Raw genomic sequence first — 14,611 nt, 5'->3', positions numbered from 1 at the left:
TGGTGGCGTGCTCGATGACGGCCAGGATGTACTGGCGTTGCCCGCTGAGAGTGACGGTTTCGATGAAATCGGCGGCCAGTAGGTCGTCGGCTTGCGAGCGCAGGAAGTCGGCCCACGTGGTGGACGCCCGTGATTTCGTCGGTCAGTAGCGACATCGTTTGTTGGTGAGTTTGGACAGCGGTTGGCGATCAACAGGCGCAGAAATGTTGGTGAGAAATGGCAGCACCCACCTCCGCCCGTTCTCTAGCGGAGACGGGCCAGCAAGTGGGCGTCCAGGAAGCCCCGCTCGGAGGCCGGGTCGTGGAGCAGCCGCGCGAATGTGGCGAACCCAGCCCCGGCCAGCAACTCGGCGAAGCGGTCCGCCGGCCAGCTATAGGCGGGTGTCACCTTGTGGTCGAAGCGGACCGGCTCGGGCGCGTCGGTTCCGAAGAACGAGACCAGGAGAAGGCCCCCCGGCGCCAGGACACGCGCCTGCTCGGCGAGCAGCGCGGGTAGTTCCCCAGGAGGGGTGTGAATCATCGAGTAGTGGGCCAGCACGCCGCCGAGCGCGCCGTCCTCAACGGGGAGTTCCTCCATCCGGGCCTCATCGAACTTCAGCGCCGGATGGGCCCGCCGAGCGTGGTCGACCATGGCCGGAGAGAGGTCGAGCCCGAAGGCATCCAGTTCCAGGTCGTGCAGCATGGCCGTCAGATGTCCGGGCCCGCAGCCGACATCCGCCACCCGCGAATTCCCCGTCCCACGCACCAACTCGGCGAAGGTGCCGATCATGTTCCGTGCGAACGGCTGCGTCTCCAGTCGGTTAGCGAACATCGACGCATATAACTCGACGACCCCGTCGTAGGCCGTCCTGGTCTCGTCCTGGTGCTTCGCCACGGGAAGGACGTTAACACCCCCCATTCTCAGCTGTTCTCCGGCCCCGTGCCGAATCCTGCGCCGTCGTATCGGACTCGCTCGGCTACCAGGCCAACGCCTTCTGCACCGTGCGGAACCCGACGCCGTGCTTCGTTTGCAGTGCCCGGTTGGACATGCCAGTGCGAGCATCGCGGCGGATCGCCGCGTACAGCTCAACCTTCGACATGCGAGGCACGTGGGCTCCCTCACGGTGCGTAGCACCCTGATAGTCCCACCGCAACCACTTGGGTGCTGTCAAAACTCAGCAACACAGTCCGGCGGACTACACGACCGCTGTCACGGCCGGCCAACAAACGCTGTCGCAACTCAGGTATAGAGCCACGCCCGCTCGGGCACCGGGTCAAGCCCCGCCTGTTTTGAGGATCTCCCACACCGTGGACGGCGCGACCGTGATGCCGAGTGTGGCGAGCTCGCCGTGCACCCGCCGATAGCCCCAGCCAGGGTTCTCTCGCACCAGGCGCGCCCCGCGCTCACGTGACGTCCCGGCGTAGCGTGATCAGGCGGGCGGCCGTCACGAGGGCCGCGACGTAGGCGGAGAACAGCAGGCCGCCCGCCCACCACGACAGCAACGCGCCGCCCTGCACCGGCATGCCGATGAGCGCCCTGGCCGCCCCGGCCGGCAGCCACCTGGCGACCTCCGGGATCAGATACGTCAAGAAGGCGTCGCCGTACAGGAACCAGACACAGGCGACCACGATCGCGGTGGTCTGGTTGCGCACGAGCGCGCCGAAGGCGACGCCGAACACCCCATAGAGGGTCGTGCTGAGCACCGCGCCCGTCAGCACGGCCGGTACGTCCGCGCTCATCGGCGGCAGGCCCCGCGTGGCCAGCGCGACGGAGCCGAAGGCCACCGTGGCGGCCGCGGATACCAGCGCCAGGATCAGCGCGACGATCCCGTACGCCGCCAGCTTGGCCGTCACGACCCGCTCGCGGCGCGGCGTGATCAGGAACGACCAGGTGATCGTCTGATGCCGGTATTCGCCGGTCATGCCGAGAATGCCGAGGATCAGGGCAAAGACATAAGCCTGCTGGGTCATTCCGTAGACGCTCTCCGCGCGTGGAGGCCCCGGCAGGAGCATCAGGGGCATCAGCGTCCACAGCACGCAGGTGAGCGGTGCGATGATGCCGAGCGCCCACGTGGTACGGCTGGCGCGTGCCCTGATGAGCTCGGCCGCGACGAGCCTGTTCACGCCGTCACCTTCAGGTAGAGCTCCTCCAGGTCGGCGACCGACTCCCCGCTCCAGGCGAGCCGGCCTTCGTTGATGATGACCACACGCTCGGCGACCTGCTGGATCTCGGCCAGGACGTGGGTCGACACGAGAACGGTCCCGCCACGCAGTGTGAACGCGCGCAGGAACTCGCGCAGCCAGTGCATGCCTGCGGGGTCCAGCCCGTTGGCCGGTTCGTCGAGGACGAGCGTGCGCGGGTCGCCCAGCAGCGCGCCGGCCAGCGCCAGCCGCTGCCGCATGCCGAGGGAGAAGCCGCCGGCCTTCCTGTCCGCCGCGCCGGCGAGGCCGGTGCGGGCCAACACCTGCGGCACGCGGCCGAGATCGAGCCCGGCGGCGGTGGCCAGCGCACGCAGATGCTCGGCGGCGGTCAGCCCTGGGTGGAAGGCCGCCGACTCGAGCACCGCCCCGACCTCGCTGATCGGACGGTCCAGCGCGGCGTAGGGGACGCCCGCGATCGTCGCGGTCCCGGCCATGGGCGTGACCAGGCCGAGGATCATGCGGAGTGTGGTGGTCTTTCCGGCGCCGTTGGGACCGAGGAAGGCCGTGATCGTACCCCGTTCGACGGTGAACGACAGATCGTCCACCGCGTGTACCTTCCCGAACGACTTGCTGAGGTGTTCGACCTCGATGGCTGTCATGCCCCGACCTTGCGGCAAGGCGCCCCGGGAGGGCATGCGACCGTGGGTGGAAACGGCGTTCTCCACCCTGGAGCCGATGTCTGCGTCCGGGGGTGCGGGCTAGCGTGATCGAGTGGCCCGTTTACGCAAGGCACTGATCGCGCTCGCGCTGGCGGACACCTCGTGGTGCGCGCTGGCGGCCACCGCGCACGCGGCGCAGCGGCTGGGCTGGCCCGCCGCCCTCGCCACGGCCGTGGTGGGGACGACGGGGGTGTTCTGCTTCGGGTGGGCGCTGCTCAAGGACGCGCCCGCGCGCAACGGCCGGCTGCTGGTGGTGAGCCTCGCGTGCGGGCTGGCCATCAACCTCACGGCACCGTACAGCGGGCTGGGGTTCTCCTTTCTGCTGGTCTTCGCGGCACCGTTCCGCACCGGGCTGCGCCCGGCGATCGCGATCTCGGTGCTCGGCAGCGGATGCACCTGGCTGGTGCTGCACCTGCTGAGGCTGCCGCCAGGCGCCGTGATCGGCACCGGCCTGGGGTTGATCTACTTCGCGCTGTTCGGCCATCTGACCTGGTACGCCTACTCGGGGCGCCGGCAGGCCGCCCAGGTGGCCGAGGCGCGCGCGGGCGAGGCCGTACTCCAGGAACGTGCCCGTCTGGCCAGGGAGATCCACGATGTGCTCGCGCACTCGCAGTCGGCGCAGATCGTGCACCTGCAGGGGGCGCGGCTGCTGCTCGAACGCGGTGGTCCGCCGTCCGAGGTGCTGGATCGGCTCGACCGCGCGGTACGGCTGGCGCGCGCCGGGCTGGAGGAGACCAGGCGCGCCCTGGACACGCTGCGCGGGCAGGAACTGCCGCTGCCCGAACGGCTGGAGCGGCTGGCGGTGGAGTTCCGTTCGGTCACCGGGACGCCGTGCGAGGTGTCCGTCGAGGGCGACGTGGACACCCTCCCGGCGGGCGCGCGCCTGGCCGTCGCCCGTACCGCGCAGGAGGCCCTGACGAACGCGCGCAAGCACGCCCCCGGCGCCGCGGTCTCGCTGGCCCTGCGCCGGCTCGGCCCGTGGTGCGAGCTGGAGGTCCGCGACAATGGCGCCCCACCAGGGCGACGGCGGGGCGAGGCGGAGCACGGCGGCTACGGGCTGGTCGGGATGCGGGAGCGCGCCGAGCTCATCGGCGGGTCGCTGGAGGCCGGGCCGGGGGCCGCGGGGTTCAGCGTGCGGCTGCGGGTGCCCGTATGACGGTGCGGGTGGTGGTGGCCGACGACCAGACCGTCGTGCGGGAAGGGCTGGTCCTGCTGCTCGGGCTCCTGCCGGGCATCGAGGTGGCGGGCGCGGCCGCCGACGGCGAGGAGGCGGTACGCCTGGCGCGGGACCTGGCTCCGCAGGTCGTGCTCATGGACCTGCGCATGCCGCGCATGGACGGAGTGGAGGCCACCCGGCGCATCCGTACCGAGCTGCCCGGCGTCCAGGTCGTCGTGCTGACCACCTACTCCGACGACAAGTCGATCTTCGCCGCCCTGCGCGCGGGAGCACGCGGCTACCTGACCAAGGACGCGGACCCGGAAGCGCTGGCCACCGCGATCACCACGGTCGCGGCCGGGCAGGCGGACTTCGACGCGCGCGTCCAGCTCCGGCTGGCCGAGTCGGTCACCACCCCGCGCCGGGCCGCGCCCGACGGTCTGACCAGACGCGAGGTCGAGGTGCTCACCCTGATCGCGGGCGGCCGGTCCAACGCGGAGATCGCCGCCCGCCTGTTCATCTCGGAGGCGACGGTCAAGACCCACATCAACAACCTGTTCGCCAAGGTAGGCGTGCGTGACCGGGCGCAGGCGGTCGCCTATGCCTTCCGGCACGGCATCACCGATTCGCCGTAGAAGAGCACGCCTCGGTCCGCCGGCCGGGCCCTTTGACGGCTGTTGTGCGGGTCAATGGTGCTCGCCGGCGCGGCCGAGGCCGTCGGGGTCGCGGATGATGATCTTGCGGCGGCTGGTGGTGATGATTCCGCTGGTGCGCAGCCTGCTCAGCGCCCTGACGACGGACTCGCGCGAGGCTCCGACGAGCAGCGCGAGGTCGTGCTGGGACAGGGCCAGCCCGATGAGCAAGCCCTGCGGGGCGGGCCTGCCGTAGCGCGCCGCCAGCTCTTTCAACATTCTCGCTGTACGGCAGGCCACCGGGTGGGCGGCCTGCCGTACACCATTGTCGGCGGTTCTGCGCAGCCGGTCGTTCGTGACCGCGACCAGCGTCCGGTAGATCTCAGGACGCGCGCGCAGCACCTGGCGGAAGCGGCTGGCGGCCAGTACCCGGCAGGTGACGGAGTCCACGGCGATCACGGCGGCCAGCCGTGCGCTGCCCTCGCCGGCGACGGCCGAGGCCTCGCCCACGATGTCGCCGGGGCCGCAGAGTCCGAGAACGGTGTGCGAGCCGTCGGAGAGCGTTCTGCCGACCTTCGCGGTGCCGCGCAGGATCAGCATCACGCGGGTACCGATCTCACCCTGCGCGCAGAGCGCCGAACGGGCAGGAAAGATCTGCTCGACGCCTTCGCTGAGCAACGCCTGCCGATCACCTTGCGCCAACTGCCCGATGAAACCCCTCGTTGTGGCGTCGGTCACCGAGCAAGCCTAAGCCGAGTGCGGCAGGTGACGCAGAAGGTTCCGAGCGCCCGGAGCACGCTGGAAAGCAGTCAGATCCCCTGTCTCCAAGGGAGGCTTCATGCGTGTTCGCTGGATTCCCGCTCTGCTGTCGGCCGCGCTCGTGACGGTCGCCACTCCGCCCGCCTCCGCGCTGGCAGAGGAGTTCCCGCAGACGTTCACCATCCGCCCGCACGCCGCCGACCGGTTGTGCGTGAACGCCCCTGCCGCCGGCAACGGCAGCATCGTCCTCCTGCTCGACTGCGCCGGCTCCTGGGGGGCGGGGACCAGGACCTGGACGAGCGCCAAGGTCGGCGGCATCGGGGACCTGGTCACCATCCGCAAGCGGGACACCCAGCAGTGCCTGGAGGTGGCGGGCTGGTCACGTCACAACGGAGCGAGTGTCATGACGTGGAACTGCGGCCCGCAGAGCAACCAGTACTGGCGCGTCAGCAAGAACGCCGACGGCTGGTGGCTGATCAAGAACGAGAACAGCGGCGGCTGCCTGGACGCCCGGATCCACGGGAACTGGTCGAACGTCTACCACTGGGCCTGCCACGGCGGTGGCGAGCAGCAATGGAAGGTCGTACCCGCCTGAGCGGTCAACAGCACCCGGGTAGTGGACAGGCACCCATGGGGTGCCTGTCCACTAATGATCGCTCTCATTCGGCTCGAGGCGGTCTTCCCAGGTAGGCCGTTGGAGTTGATCGTCGTACACGATGATGTCGGCGTGGTCGGTGGGGCGGGCTGTGGCGAAGTAGAGCTGTTGGGAGGGGATGTAGCGGTCGCGCCAGGACCGTTCGATCGCGGCGGTGTCGGTGGTGAATTACGTCCGTGCGGTTCAAGCCGCATGTGAGTACGCGTGGAGGATTCCGCCGAGCCGGTCTCGTCGGCGGATGGTCAAACTCGCGATCCGCTCCTGATCGATGATCGTATCCGGGACGGGACGCAGCGGGGCCGCCTGGGCAAGGGGCTTGATGGGCGCGGTGCCGGTGGTAAAACTGTTCGTACTCGTGCAGAGCGTGCCGCACGTGGCGTTCGTTCCACAGCAGACAGCGGTCGAGTAGTTCGCGACGGCAGGACCCACCGTTCCATGATCGCGTTCATCCGCGGCATCCGGATGCCGGTGAGCACGGTCTGAATGCCGGCCTCGGCGAGGATCTCGTCCATGAGCGCCGGGAACTTCCCCGTCTCGATCGCGGATCAGATAGCGGGCCCGGCAACCGGTGTCCTCCAGATCCATCACCAGGTTCCTGACGGCCTGGGCGACCCGCTTGAGGACCTCCCAGACCGTGGACGGCGCCACCTTGGTGCCGAGCGTGGTGAGCTCTCCGTGCACCCTCCGATACCCCAGGACAGGTTCTCCTGGACCAAGCGCAGGACGAGGGCGCGGATGGAACGGACGGTTGGCGGGCGCCCGCGCCTCTTCGGCACGCAGGCACGAGCATGACGCCGTTGCACGAGATCGCGGTGCCGGCGCACGACAGTGTCCGACCGGACGAGGAGCCTCAGCCGGCGAGGTACGTCGCGGAGCAGCGGTGCCAGGAGAGCGGCGAGGAAGGCCCGGTCCTCAGGCGCGAACCGCGCCCTGGCGCCGACGCCGAGCTCCCGTTCGAGGACGGCGATCTGATAACGCAGGGCGAGAATCTCGACGTCCTTGTCCCGATCTCCCATCGGCAACAACCGCAGCGCCGCGAAGGCATTTGTGACAACGAGATAGGCCAGGCGAAAGAGCACGACCGGTCATCCTTCCGCGCTGGCGCCTCTTCGGGAATCGAGCCTGCCTGCGAGAGAAGCCCTGCAAGACCGCGACCTGGACGGATGGAATTATCGGCAGGCGCAAAGTCGGCGCCGAGCCCGGCCAACGTCCCGCACCGGGATGCTGTACCGCTCGAATGGGGAGCCGGCCGTGTGATCGGCAAGCAGGCTCCTGCGGTCGTCGCACAGATATGGGGACAGGAGCCCCAGCCTTCCCACCACCCGAGACCCAGCCTGAGCCTGGCCCCGATCGACGACGTCGACTGCACCCGCCTGCCCTGGGACGATCCGCCCGCTCTCACCGCGCCGGCCGCGGATGACGGCGTCCGCCGGCTGCCGCAGGCGTGGCCGCCGAAGGTTCCGGCGCCCGGCGCTGATGGCTGGCCGGGCAGGGCGGTCGGCTGGTTGCTGGAGGCGATGCCGCCGGGCTATCGCGCTCACCGTGACGTGCTCGCCATCCATCCGCTGCTGCTGGCCCGCTCCGCGTACGAGGACACCGTCCGGGCGCGCGATGCCGTACGGGACAGCTACCGCGGCGCGGCCGTCGCCCTGCGCGATCAGCTGCCGCCCGAGGCGATCACCGCCGTACTGGAGGTGCACCGCGCCGAGCTCGCCCGCCTGAACGCGCTGGTGAGGCGATCGGGCACGTCGGCCGGGCGCCTGGTGCGTGACGGGGTTCCTTCGATCTGCCGGGGGCCGGGGTCTGTGGCCTGAGGTTGCTAGAGGCCGGCCGGTGTCTGGGTCCTGTCGGAGAACTTCACGGTCGGCATCTCCTGGTCGTGATCGGCCAGGCCGTCGTGGGTCTCTTCCATGCGCAGGGCAGCGCGAGCTGCGCGGCTGAAGATCTGGTGATCTTGCCGAGTTTCCCGTGAGCCCGCTAGGTTCGACGAATACGAATGTTTGAGGAGAGTCCGCTTGCCCTCCCGCCTTACATTGCTCATCTCTGTGGTTCTGCTGCTACCTGCCGTCTCCTCCTGCTCGAAGGGCTGGAACACCTCCGACGTCGGAACGTGCTTCACCACCAGGGGCTACGACGTCGTTGAGTGCTCGTCACCTGACGCGGGCCGCAAACTACTGAGGATCTTGGAAGGTTCGTCGCTCAGCATCGGCGATTGCCCCAACGGCACCTCCGTCATGCGGGAATACGACGGCAAGGGCTTCTGCATCGGGTCGCCGTGACGGCCTCTTAGAGCCCTGGCGGAGGCGGAGCGGGGCCTCGACTCCGGGGACCGGGAGGGGGCTGTATGACCGGTAGGTCTTTTACGGGAAGGGACAGGGCGTCATGCGTGCGACACGGGGGGCCGGGCCGTCGCGCATAGGCCCGTTCCAGACGGTGGCCGAGCTCGGGCAGGGTGCCATGGGGCGCGTCCTGCTCGCCGTCGCCCCCGACGGCCGTCTCGTCGCGGTCAAGCAGGTGCACCCCGAACTGGCCGAGGACGCCGGGTTCCGGGTCCGGTTCCGGCACGCGGTGGCGGCCTCGCGCAAGGTGTCGGGTGCTTACACCGCCGCCGTACTGGACGCTGACACGGAGGCCGAAGCGCCCTGGCTGGCCTCGGTGTTCGTGCCCGGTCCCTCGCTGGGCCAGGTCCTGGCCGCCGCGGGCCCGTTGCCCGAGGAAGCGGTCAGGCCGCTCGCGGAGGGTCTCGCGCAGGCACTGGTCGACGTGCACCGGGCGGGTCTGGTCCACGGCGACCTCAAGCCGTCCAACGTGCTGCTCGCCAAGGACGGCGTACGCGTCACCGACTTCGGTATCGCACGGGCCGCAGAGGGGCACCCGAAGCTCACCCACGCCGGCGCCATGGTGGGCTCGCCGCCTTTCATGGCGCCGGAACAGGTACAGGACCTGCCGCGGACCGGCGCCGCCGACGTGTTCTCGCTCGGCTCGACCCTCGTGATGGCGTGCACGGGCAAGCCGCCATTCGCGGGTACGTCGGTGCCGGGCGTGCTCTACCACCTCGCGCACCGGGCACCGGACCTGGACGCGGTACCGCTGGCACTACGGTCGTTCATCGAGGTGTGCCTGGCCAAGGACCCGGCGCAGCGCCCGTCGCCACTGGAACTCCTCACCGCGATCGGCACGGTGACGTCCGCGTGGCGGCCTTGGCCCGAGGCGGTGCATCGGCTCGCGGCCGAACAGCAGGCTGAGATCGATCGGCTGGTCGTTGGACCGGTCGCCTCCAGTGTCCCTACGCTCGCCGCCCCCGTCAGGATCCCGGCCCCGCCTGTCGTGTCCTCGCCGCCGTTCCCGCCCAGGCCGCCTGCCGCCGCGCCCCGTCGTAAGCGCACCTGGTGGCCGGCGGGGGGTGCCGCGGCCGTGGTGGTGGCCGCGGCGGCGGTCTTGACCTTCGTTTCCCTGGACGGCAACGGCGGCGACCCGTCGAGCCCGCTCCCCGGGAAACCGGACGCCCAGGAGCCCAGCAGCAGCGAGACCGTCCCGGCCCCCGGAACGACACTCTTGTCGAAGGTCCCCGACAAGTACACGCAGCGGGTCCCCACGTGCAAGGAGGCCACGGGCATGGTGGAGGTGCCCGCGGGCTACGGAAAGCCGAGCGGCAACCTGGATGCAGTCGGTGAAACGCCGAAGCAGTCCAACCAGTGCTTCTGGAGCAACCAGAACGGAGACAGGATCGTCGTCTCCTGGGATCATCACCTCTCCCAAGGCGGCAAGACCGGAGCGGAGCTGGCAGACGAGCGCTTCGAGAGCGGCTACGCCTCCGCCCACGGGTCGTACGAGCGCACCGCCGCCGGAGTCGGTGAGGAGGCGTACTGGCAACGGGGCATAGCCAATCTGTACGCCCGAGACGTCAACATGAGGCTCAACGTCATCGTGGAGAGCCGGCGATACTCCCCCGACGAGGCCAGGAACATCGCCCAGGCCGCCGCGAAGTCGGCCGTGAAGCTGGCGGAGTCTCGGTGATGATGACCACCGCGGTCCGCCATCGGCGGGGAGGGCGAGGCGCGCGCCTGCACGCATGGGGCCACACACGCGCAGAGACGAGACAGCGTGCACAAACCGTGGAACATCACGGTCGGTGATGACAGGCGGATTTCGACAGTGCGATGGCCGCGCCGACTCGCCTCAGGGCGGCTCCTGGAGGGCGGTTACGCGTTTCGCCCCCTTGTTTCCTTTGCGCGGTCACAATGGGATGGGCCCGGAGGCGATCACGATGACGGCGGGAGATCCGTATGCCGCTTCTTGCTGAGGTCATGGCGCTGACTGTCGCCCTCGGTCTGTACCTGTCAGGGCCGATCCCGCCCGGCGAGCCTCCTCCGTCCAAGATCGAACCGTGGTTCAGTTCGGCAGAGGCCCGCAGCGCGGACGGTCCCGTCTTCGTCCAGTCCTCACCGGTCAGGGTGCCCGCGGGTGGCACCGCCGAAGCCATCGCCACCTGCCCGGCCGGGACGCAGGTGTTCGGCGGCGGCGAAAGCAACCCCGTCTCCGGGACCGTTGTCCTCACCCGCTCGATCCCATGGCGCGGCACGTGGGAGACCACCGTGCGCAACAACGGTACGAGCGAGGCCTATGTCACCGGTTACGCGGTCTGCGGCAGCGGCCTCACCGCGTACCGGCAGGTCTTTGGAAGCGCGGTCAGCGTCACCCCGAACGGCGGCCAGGAGTCGGCCTCCGTGGACTGCCCGGCGGGGATGCGGATCCTCGGCGGCGGGCAGTGGATCAGCGGCCCGCTCAACGTCTCCGTCGACGCTTCGCTTCCGGGGAGCGACTCGGTCGGTGATGACTGGTTCATCCGCGTCCGCAACCACAACACCGAGATCATCGGCATCCAGCCCATCGCCATCTGCGGCAGCGGTCCGACGATCCAGATCGTCTCGGGAGGGAGTGCGGTCGTCGCCCCGGGCGAGTACAAACCGGCCACCGCGACCTGCCCGGCGGGGACCACGCTCCTCGGCGGAGGCGGGGGCGGCGTCTGGTACGACACCTACCAGGGGGTGGCGCTCACCGACTCCTACCGCTCGGGGGAGGGCTCATGGACGGTCTACGCCCGCGCGCACCCCACCAGCACCGGCCCGAGAGGCATCACCTCGCGCGCCATTTGCGGAACGTGAGTCCGTCGACGACGCCGAGCACCTGCCCGCCGGTGAGCTGGCCGCGGTCATGGGCTTGTCTGCGATCACGCCAGACGTTCCATGCTCTGCCCATGGCGCGGCGGATCAGGTCGTGGCCGGGCTACGGGTGCGGCTCCTTGCGCCGGCGGGCAGGCCCACCGGGAGACGATCTCCGACACCTACGCCAGTCCCGGCCTGGAGATCGAGCCGCAGGAGGCGGTGCAGTATCCGTACTCGGTGGGTGAGATCGTCACGGCGGCGGCGGAGGCGGGGTTGACGGTGACGCGCCTCGGCGAGCACGTAGCCGTCGATCTGGACCCCCGTTCCCTGCTGTCACGTGGTGAGGACGGACTGTTCCGGCTTCCGTTCGGGGACTCCCACCTGCCGATGCTGTACTCATTGCGGGCGCACCTGCCCGGATGAGGTAACGAGGGCGCCCCTCGGCCGGTTGCCGGCCATCGGTGCCCCCTCACCAAGCGCATCCGCCCGGGCCCTATGGCTCTGAACGCCGTGCGGCCGGTCGGCGGCCGCCCCTGGGACGATCACACTTCGTGACAGGTCGGGCAGGGGCGGCGGGCCGCTCGGGTGGCCGGGTGCGGCCAGGTTGTGCCGAAGGCCCAGGTTGCGGGGCTGTAGGGCTGCTGGTCGGCGAAGAGCTTCAGCGCGGTGTTCTTCGCCGACTCCACCGGGACCGGGCTGCCGGATTTGCTGATCTGCCCGAGTGTCTGCTCATCGGCGCCGAGCGCCCGCAGTACCGAGCGGTGTTCCTGCGCGGTGAGTTTGCCGTCCTCATCTCGGTCGGCGGCGGCGATGAGGGCGGCCACCCAGGGTGCGGCCGCGTCGGCCAGGGCCTTGCCCTGCTGCGAGGTCGCGGCCAGGCCGAACGCGGCCAGCGCCCGGCCGGTCACCAGGTCGAGGTCGGCGCGGGTGATCACGCCCTCCTGGTCATGATCGAAGCTGGCCAGGCGGGACTGCACCTTGCGCTGTAGAAGTCGTGGCGTCGCTCATGAGCGGTGTCCGGTGCCAGAAATGATGCAGAGGGTCTGACCTGGTCTTCTAGGCTCGGTTCTCGTGCTGTTCCGTCTTGTGTATCTGCTGGTGGTTCGGGTGTTCGGTTGGCTGGTGCTGCTCGCTCGGGGTTGTGCTTCCAAGGAGGTGGAGATCTTGGTGTTGCGGCATGAGGTCGCGGTGCTGCGTCGCCAGGTCGCTCGGCCCCGGCCGGACTGGGCCGATCGGGCGTTGCCGGCCGCGCTGGCCAGGCTGTTACCCGCTCGCCTTCGGCTGCATCGCATCGTGACGCCTGGCACGCTGCTTTGCTTGCACCGCAGGCTGGTCAAGAAGAAATGGACCTTCCCCGCCGAGCACGGCCGGCCCCCAATCTCTGAGGAGATCCGTGATTTGATCGTCCGGTTGGCGCGGGAGAATCCACGATGGGGGCATCGGCGCATCCGGGGCGAGTTACTTGGTCTTGGGTATCGGGTGGGGGAGGGACGGTCCGCCGGGTCCTGGCGGCGGCGAGGCTTGGGCCCGCGCCGCGTCGGGCTTCACCGACCTGGCGCCAGTTCCTCACCTCTCAAGCCTCCGGCATCCTGGCGTGCGACCTTCTCCACGTCGATACGGTGTTCCTCAAACGCCTGTACGTGCTGTTCGTCCATGGAGGTCGAAACGCGGCGCGTGCATATCCTCGGTGTCGCGGCTCATCCGACCGGTGCCTGGACGGCACAGCAGGCGCGCAACCTGCTGATGGAACTGGGCGAGCGAGCCGACGGGTTCCGGTTCCTGATCCGAGCCAGGGATGGCAAGTTCGGCGGAGGATTTGACGATGTACTCGCCGGGGCGTGCGTGCGTGCCCTCAAGATCCCGCCGCGGGCGAATGCGTTCGCCGAGCGGTTCGTCGGCACGCTCCGGCGCGAATGCCTCGATCACCTTCTGGTTCACGGTGAGCGGCATTTGCGACGGGTCCTGGCCAAGTACGAGCGCCACTACAACCAGCATCGACCGCATCAGGCCCTGTCGCTACGCGGGCCCCTTCACGATCCTGCCGAGGTGGTCGATCTCACGGCTCGAATAGAGCGACGAAGCGCTGTCTGCGGCCTGATCCACGAGTATCGCAGAGCCGCTTGACGCCGCGTGAAACCGCAGGCCAGCGCTATGAGCGAGTTTTGGCACCGAGCGCGATGGTTAGCAGGATGGAGAACTCGTGCGCGCCTACAGACAGCCTCACGTTGTCGATGGCGCCGCCGGGCAGCCTGCAACACAACCTCGTGCACTGCGACCCACTCGACCATGCCCGCCTGCGCCGCCTGGTGAACAAGACCTTCACCCGGGCCGCGACCGCCGCCGCCGCAACGCCAACGGTGACCGCCTTCTCGTGAGCTTGTACGTACGTGGGAAAGCGCGAGCCGAGCCTGACCACCACCGTCGGCACGCCCCGGGCCCCGAGGTGGCCGCCTTTGCCATCTGCGTCGCACTTACTGATCGTGTGCCGGGGGCGGGCCGGTGGGCAGGTCGCGTTCGGAGAACATGTCGATCAGGCGGCGTACGGGCAGGTCGGCTTCGGTGGGGTAGCGCAGGTGCTGGTCGGTGTTGAGGGTGTAGTGGTTGTGGCGTCCGATGCGCTGGCGGGTGAGGTAGTCGGCTTCGTGCAGGTCGTTGACGATCGTTTGCACGGTGCGTTCGGTGATGCCGATGGTGGTGGCGATGTCGCGTAGCCGTACTTCGGGGTTGCGGGCGATTTCCAGCAGCACGCGGGCGTGGTGGGTCAGGAAGGTCCAGGCGGGGATCTGCTGGCCGGGCTGCATGGTGCTCCCCCGTTCGGCCCTGGTGGTGACGGGTGGTGTCGAGATGGTGACTATGACCAAGTTTATCCTGAAAGGTCTTTCATGTAAGAGTGTTCAGGGGTTACGGTCGAGGAAGCCAGGAAACCTCCGCAGCACCCACCGACGCTACACCGCCGTCAAGAACCGGACGCGCGGCCGGCGTCCACGACGAGGACCTGGCCGGAGACGAGGCCGACGTGACACCGCTGCACCTGACCAGCAGGGCTCTGATCGGTGGCACCCTGATCGAGGTGGCCGGTGAGCTGGACATCGTCACCGCCGCGCAACTGACCGCTTTTATCGAACGCGAGCATCCGCGGCCCGAGTTGCCGCTGGTGCTGGAGCTGTCCGCGCTGACCTTCATGGACAGCTCCGGCCTGCACCTGGCCGCGCCGCACGAACGCGTCACCCGAGCCCTGGAGATCACCGGCGTCTGCCGGCTGCTGCGCACCCACGCCACGCTCGGTCAGGCGATCACGGCCGCCGACCTGATCGACCCGCACGCAGTGCTTCACAACGGAGCTTGAACCCGCACCGCGTGGCGTTTCTCGCTACCTTGGGCCGCCTTCCGGCTCTGTCATGGGGG

Annotated in this window: 17 protein-coding genes; 10 read left to right on the top strand and 7 right to left on the bottom strand. The window is 69.3% G+C overall.

All coding sequences use genetic code 11. From position 1 onward, the window contains the following. Window positions 1-243: 243 nt before the first annotated feature. The 3 genes from ACIBHY_RS39790 to ACIBHY_RS39780 form a co-directional block, all read right to left on the bottom strand. Window positions 244-873 carry a class I SAM-dependent methyltransferase gene (locus ACIBHY_RS39790; RefSeq protein WP_139635863.1) on the bottom strand — a complete coding sequence of 210 codons (630 nt, stop codon included), beginning with the start codon at window positions 871-873 and terminating at the stop codon, window positions 244-246. Window positions 874-1,382: 509 nt separating this feature from the next. Next, the gene (locus ACIBHY_RS39785) at window positions 1,383-2,102 is read right to left on the bottom strand and encodes a hypothetical protein (protein ID WP_397309410.1); all 720 of its coding nucleotides are present in this window, start codon (window positions 2,100-2,102) and stop codon (window positions 1,383-1,385) included. Continuing rightward, window positions 2,099-2,779, bottom strand: coding sequence for an ABC transporter ATP-binding protein (locus ACIBHY_RS39780; protein ID WP_397309409.1), 681 nt, complete (start codon window positions 2,777-2,779; stop codon window positions 2,099-2,101). The genes ACIBHY_RS39785 and ACIBHY_RS39780 overlap by 4 nt, the downstream gene beginning before the upstream one ends. A gap of 112 nt (window positions 2,780-2,891) precedes the next feature. Here ACIBHY_RS39780 and ACIBHY_RS39775 point away from each other — a divergent pair, with 112 nt between their 5' ends. Beyond that, the gene (locus tag ACIBHY_RS39775) at window positions 2,892-3,995 is read left to right on the top strand and encodes a sensor histidine kinase (RefSeq protein WP_397309408.1); all 1,104 of its coding nucleotides are present in this window, start codon (window positions 2,892-2,894) and stop codon (window positions 3,993-3,995) included. After that, window positions 3,992-4,630: a response regulator gene (locus ACIBHY_RS39770; protein ID WP_397309407.1), complete on the top strand. Its 639-nt coding sequence runs from the start codon at window positions 3,992-3,994 to the stop codon at window positions 4,628-4,630. The genes ACIBHY_RS39775 and ACIBHY_RS39770 overlap by 4 nt, the downstream gene beginning before the upstream one ends. Window positions 4,631-4,681: 51 nt before the next feature. Here ACIBHY_RS39770 and ACIBHY_RS39765 read toward each other — a convergent pair whose 3' ends face one another. Continuing rightward, window positions 4,682-5,365 (bottom strand): Crp/Fnr family transcriptional regulator, encoded by a 684-nt coding sequence (locus tag ACIBHY_RS39765; protein WP_397309406.1) that lies wholly within the window; start codon window positions 5,363-5,365, stop codon window positions 4,682-4,684. 100 nt (window positions 5,366-5,465) lie between these two features. On the opposite strand from ACIBHY_RS39765, the gene ACIBHY_RS39760 reads away from it, so the two are divergent. Further along, window positions 5,466-5,981 carry an RICIN domain-containing protein gene (locus ACIBHY_RS39760; protein WP_397309405.1) on the top strand — a complete coding sequence of 172 codons (516 nt, stop codon included), beginning with the start codon at window positions 5,466-5,468 and terminating at the stop codon, window positions 5,979-5,981. Window positions 5,982-6,224: 243 nt separating this feature from the next. Here the strand turns inward: ACIBHY_RS39760 and ACIBHY_RS39755 are convergent, their stop codons facing one another. Further along, window positions 6,225-6,722, bottom strand: coding sequence for a hypothetical protein (locus tag ACIBHY_RS39755; protein ID WP_397309404.1), 498 nt, complete (start codon window positions 6,720-6,722; stop codon window positions 6,225-6,227). A gap of 572 nt (window positions 6,723-7,294) precedes the next feature. Between ACIBHY_RS39755 and ACIBHY_RS39750 the strand changes: the two genes are divergently transcribed. From ACIBHY_RS39750 to ACIBHY_RS39735, 4 genes are all read left to right on the top strand, one after another. Continuing rightward, on the top strand, window positions 7,295-7,855 hold the full coding sequence (locus ACIBHY_RS39750; RefSeq protein WP_397309402.1) for a hypothetical protein: 561 nt from the start codon (window positions 7,295-7,297) through the stop codon (window positions 7,853-7,855). Between the two features lie 568 nt (window positions 7,856-8,423). After that, window positions 8,424-10,058 carry a serine/threonine-protein kinase gene (locus ACIBHY_RS39745; protein ID WP_397309401.1) on the top strand — a complete coding sequence of 545 codons (1,635 nt, stop codon included), beginning with the start codon at window positions 8,424-8,426 and terminating at the stop codon, window positions 10,056-10,058. Between the two features lie 269 nt (window positions 10,059-10,327). Then, window positions 10,328-11,206, top strand: a complete 879-nt coding sequence (locus ACIBHY_RS39740) for a hypothetical protein (RefSeq protein ID WP_397309400.1) — start codon at window positions 10,328-10,330, stop codon at window positions 11,204-11,206. A gap of 81 nt (window positions 11,207-11,287) precedes the next feature. Then, a complete protein-coding gene (locus tag ACIBHY_RS39735) occupies window positions 11,288-11,629 on the top strand; it encodes a hypothetical protein (protein ID WP_397253883.1) in 342 nt (113 codons plus the stop codon). Window positions 11,630-11,748: 119 nt separating this feature from the next. On the opposite strand, the gene ACIBHY_RS39730 is transcribed toward ACIBHY_RS39735, so the two are convergent. After that, window positions 11,749-12,183 (bottom strand): hypothetical protein, encoded by a 435-nt coding sequence (locus tag ACIBHY_RS39730; protein ID WP_397309399.1) that lies wholly within the window; start codon window positions 12,181-12,183, stop codon window positions 11,749-11,751. Between the two features lie 676 nt (window positions 12,184-12,859). On the opposite strand from ACIBHY_RS39730, the gene ACIBHY_RS39725 reads away from it, so the two are divergent. Next, on the top strand, window positions 12,860-13,330 hold the full coding sequence (locus ACIBHY_RS39725) for an integrase core domain-containing protein (protein WP_397309398.1): 471 nt from the start codon (window positions 12,860-12,862) through the stop codon (window positions 13,328-13,330). Between the two features lie 65 nt (window positions 13,331-13,395). Continuing rightward, window positions 13,396-13,581, top strand: coding sequence for a hypothetical protein (locus tag ACIBHY_RS39720; RefSeq protein WP_397309397.1), 186 nt, complete (start codon window positions 13,396-13,398; stop codon window positions 13,579-13,581). A gap of 96 nt (window positions 13,582-13,677) precedes the next feature. On the opposite strand, the gene ACIBHY_RS39715 is transcribed toward ACIBHY_RS39720, so the two are convergent. Next, complete coding sequence (locus ACIBHY_RS39715) at window positions 13,678-14,067, bottom strand: helix-turn-helix transcriptional regulator (RefSeq protein WP_397253873.1); 390 nt, start codon at window positions 14,065-14,067, stop codon at window positions 13,678-13,680. Between the two features lie 155 nt (window positions 14,068-14,222). Between ACIBHY_RS39715 and ACIBHY_RS39710 the strand changes: the two genes are divergently transcribed. Further along, the gene (locus ACIBHY_RS39710; RefSeq protein ID WP_397309396.1) at window positions 14,223-14,552 is read left to right on the top strand and encodes an STAS domain-containing protein; all 330 of its coding nucleotides are present in this window, start codon (window positions 14,223-14,225) and stop codon (window positions 14,550-14,552) included. The last annotated feature ends 59 nt before the right edge of the window (window positions 14,553-14,611 follow it).

This window comes from Nonomuraea sp. NPDC050547 (genome assembly GCF_044457345.1).
Lineage (GTDB): Bacteria > Actinomycetota > Actinomycetes > Streptosporangiales > Streptosporangiaceae > Nonomuraea.
This window is presented reverse-complemented; position numbering and strand designations above follow the sequence as displayed.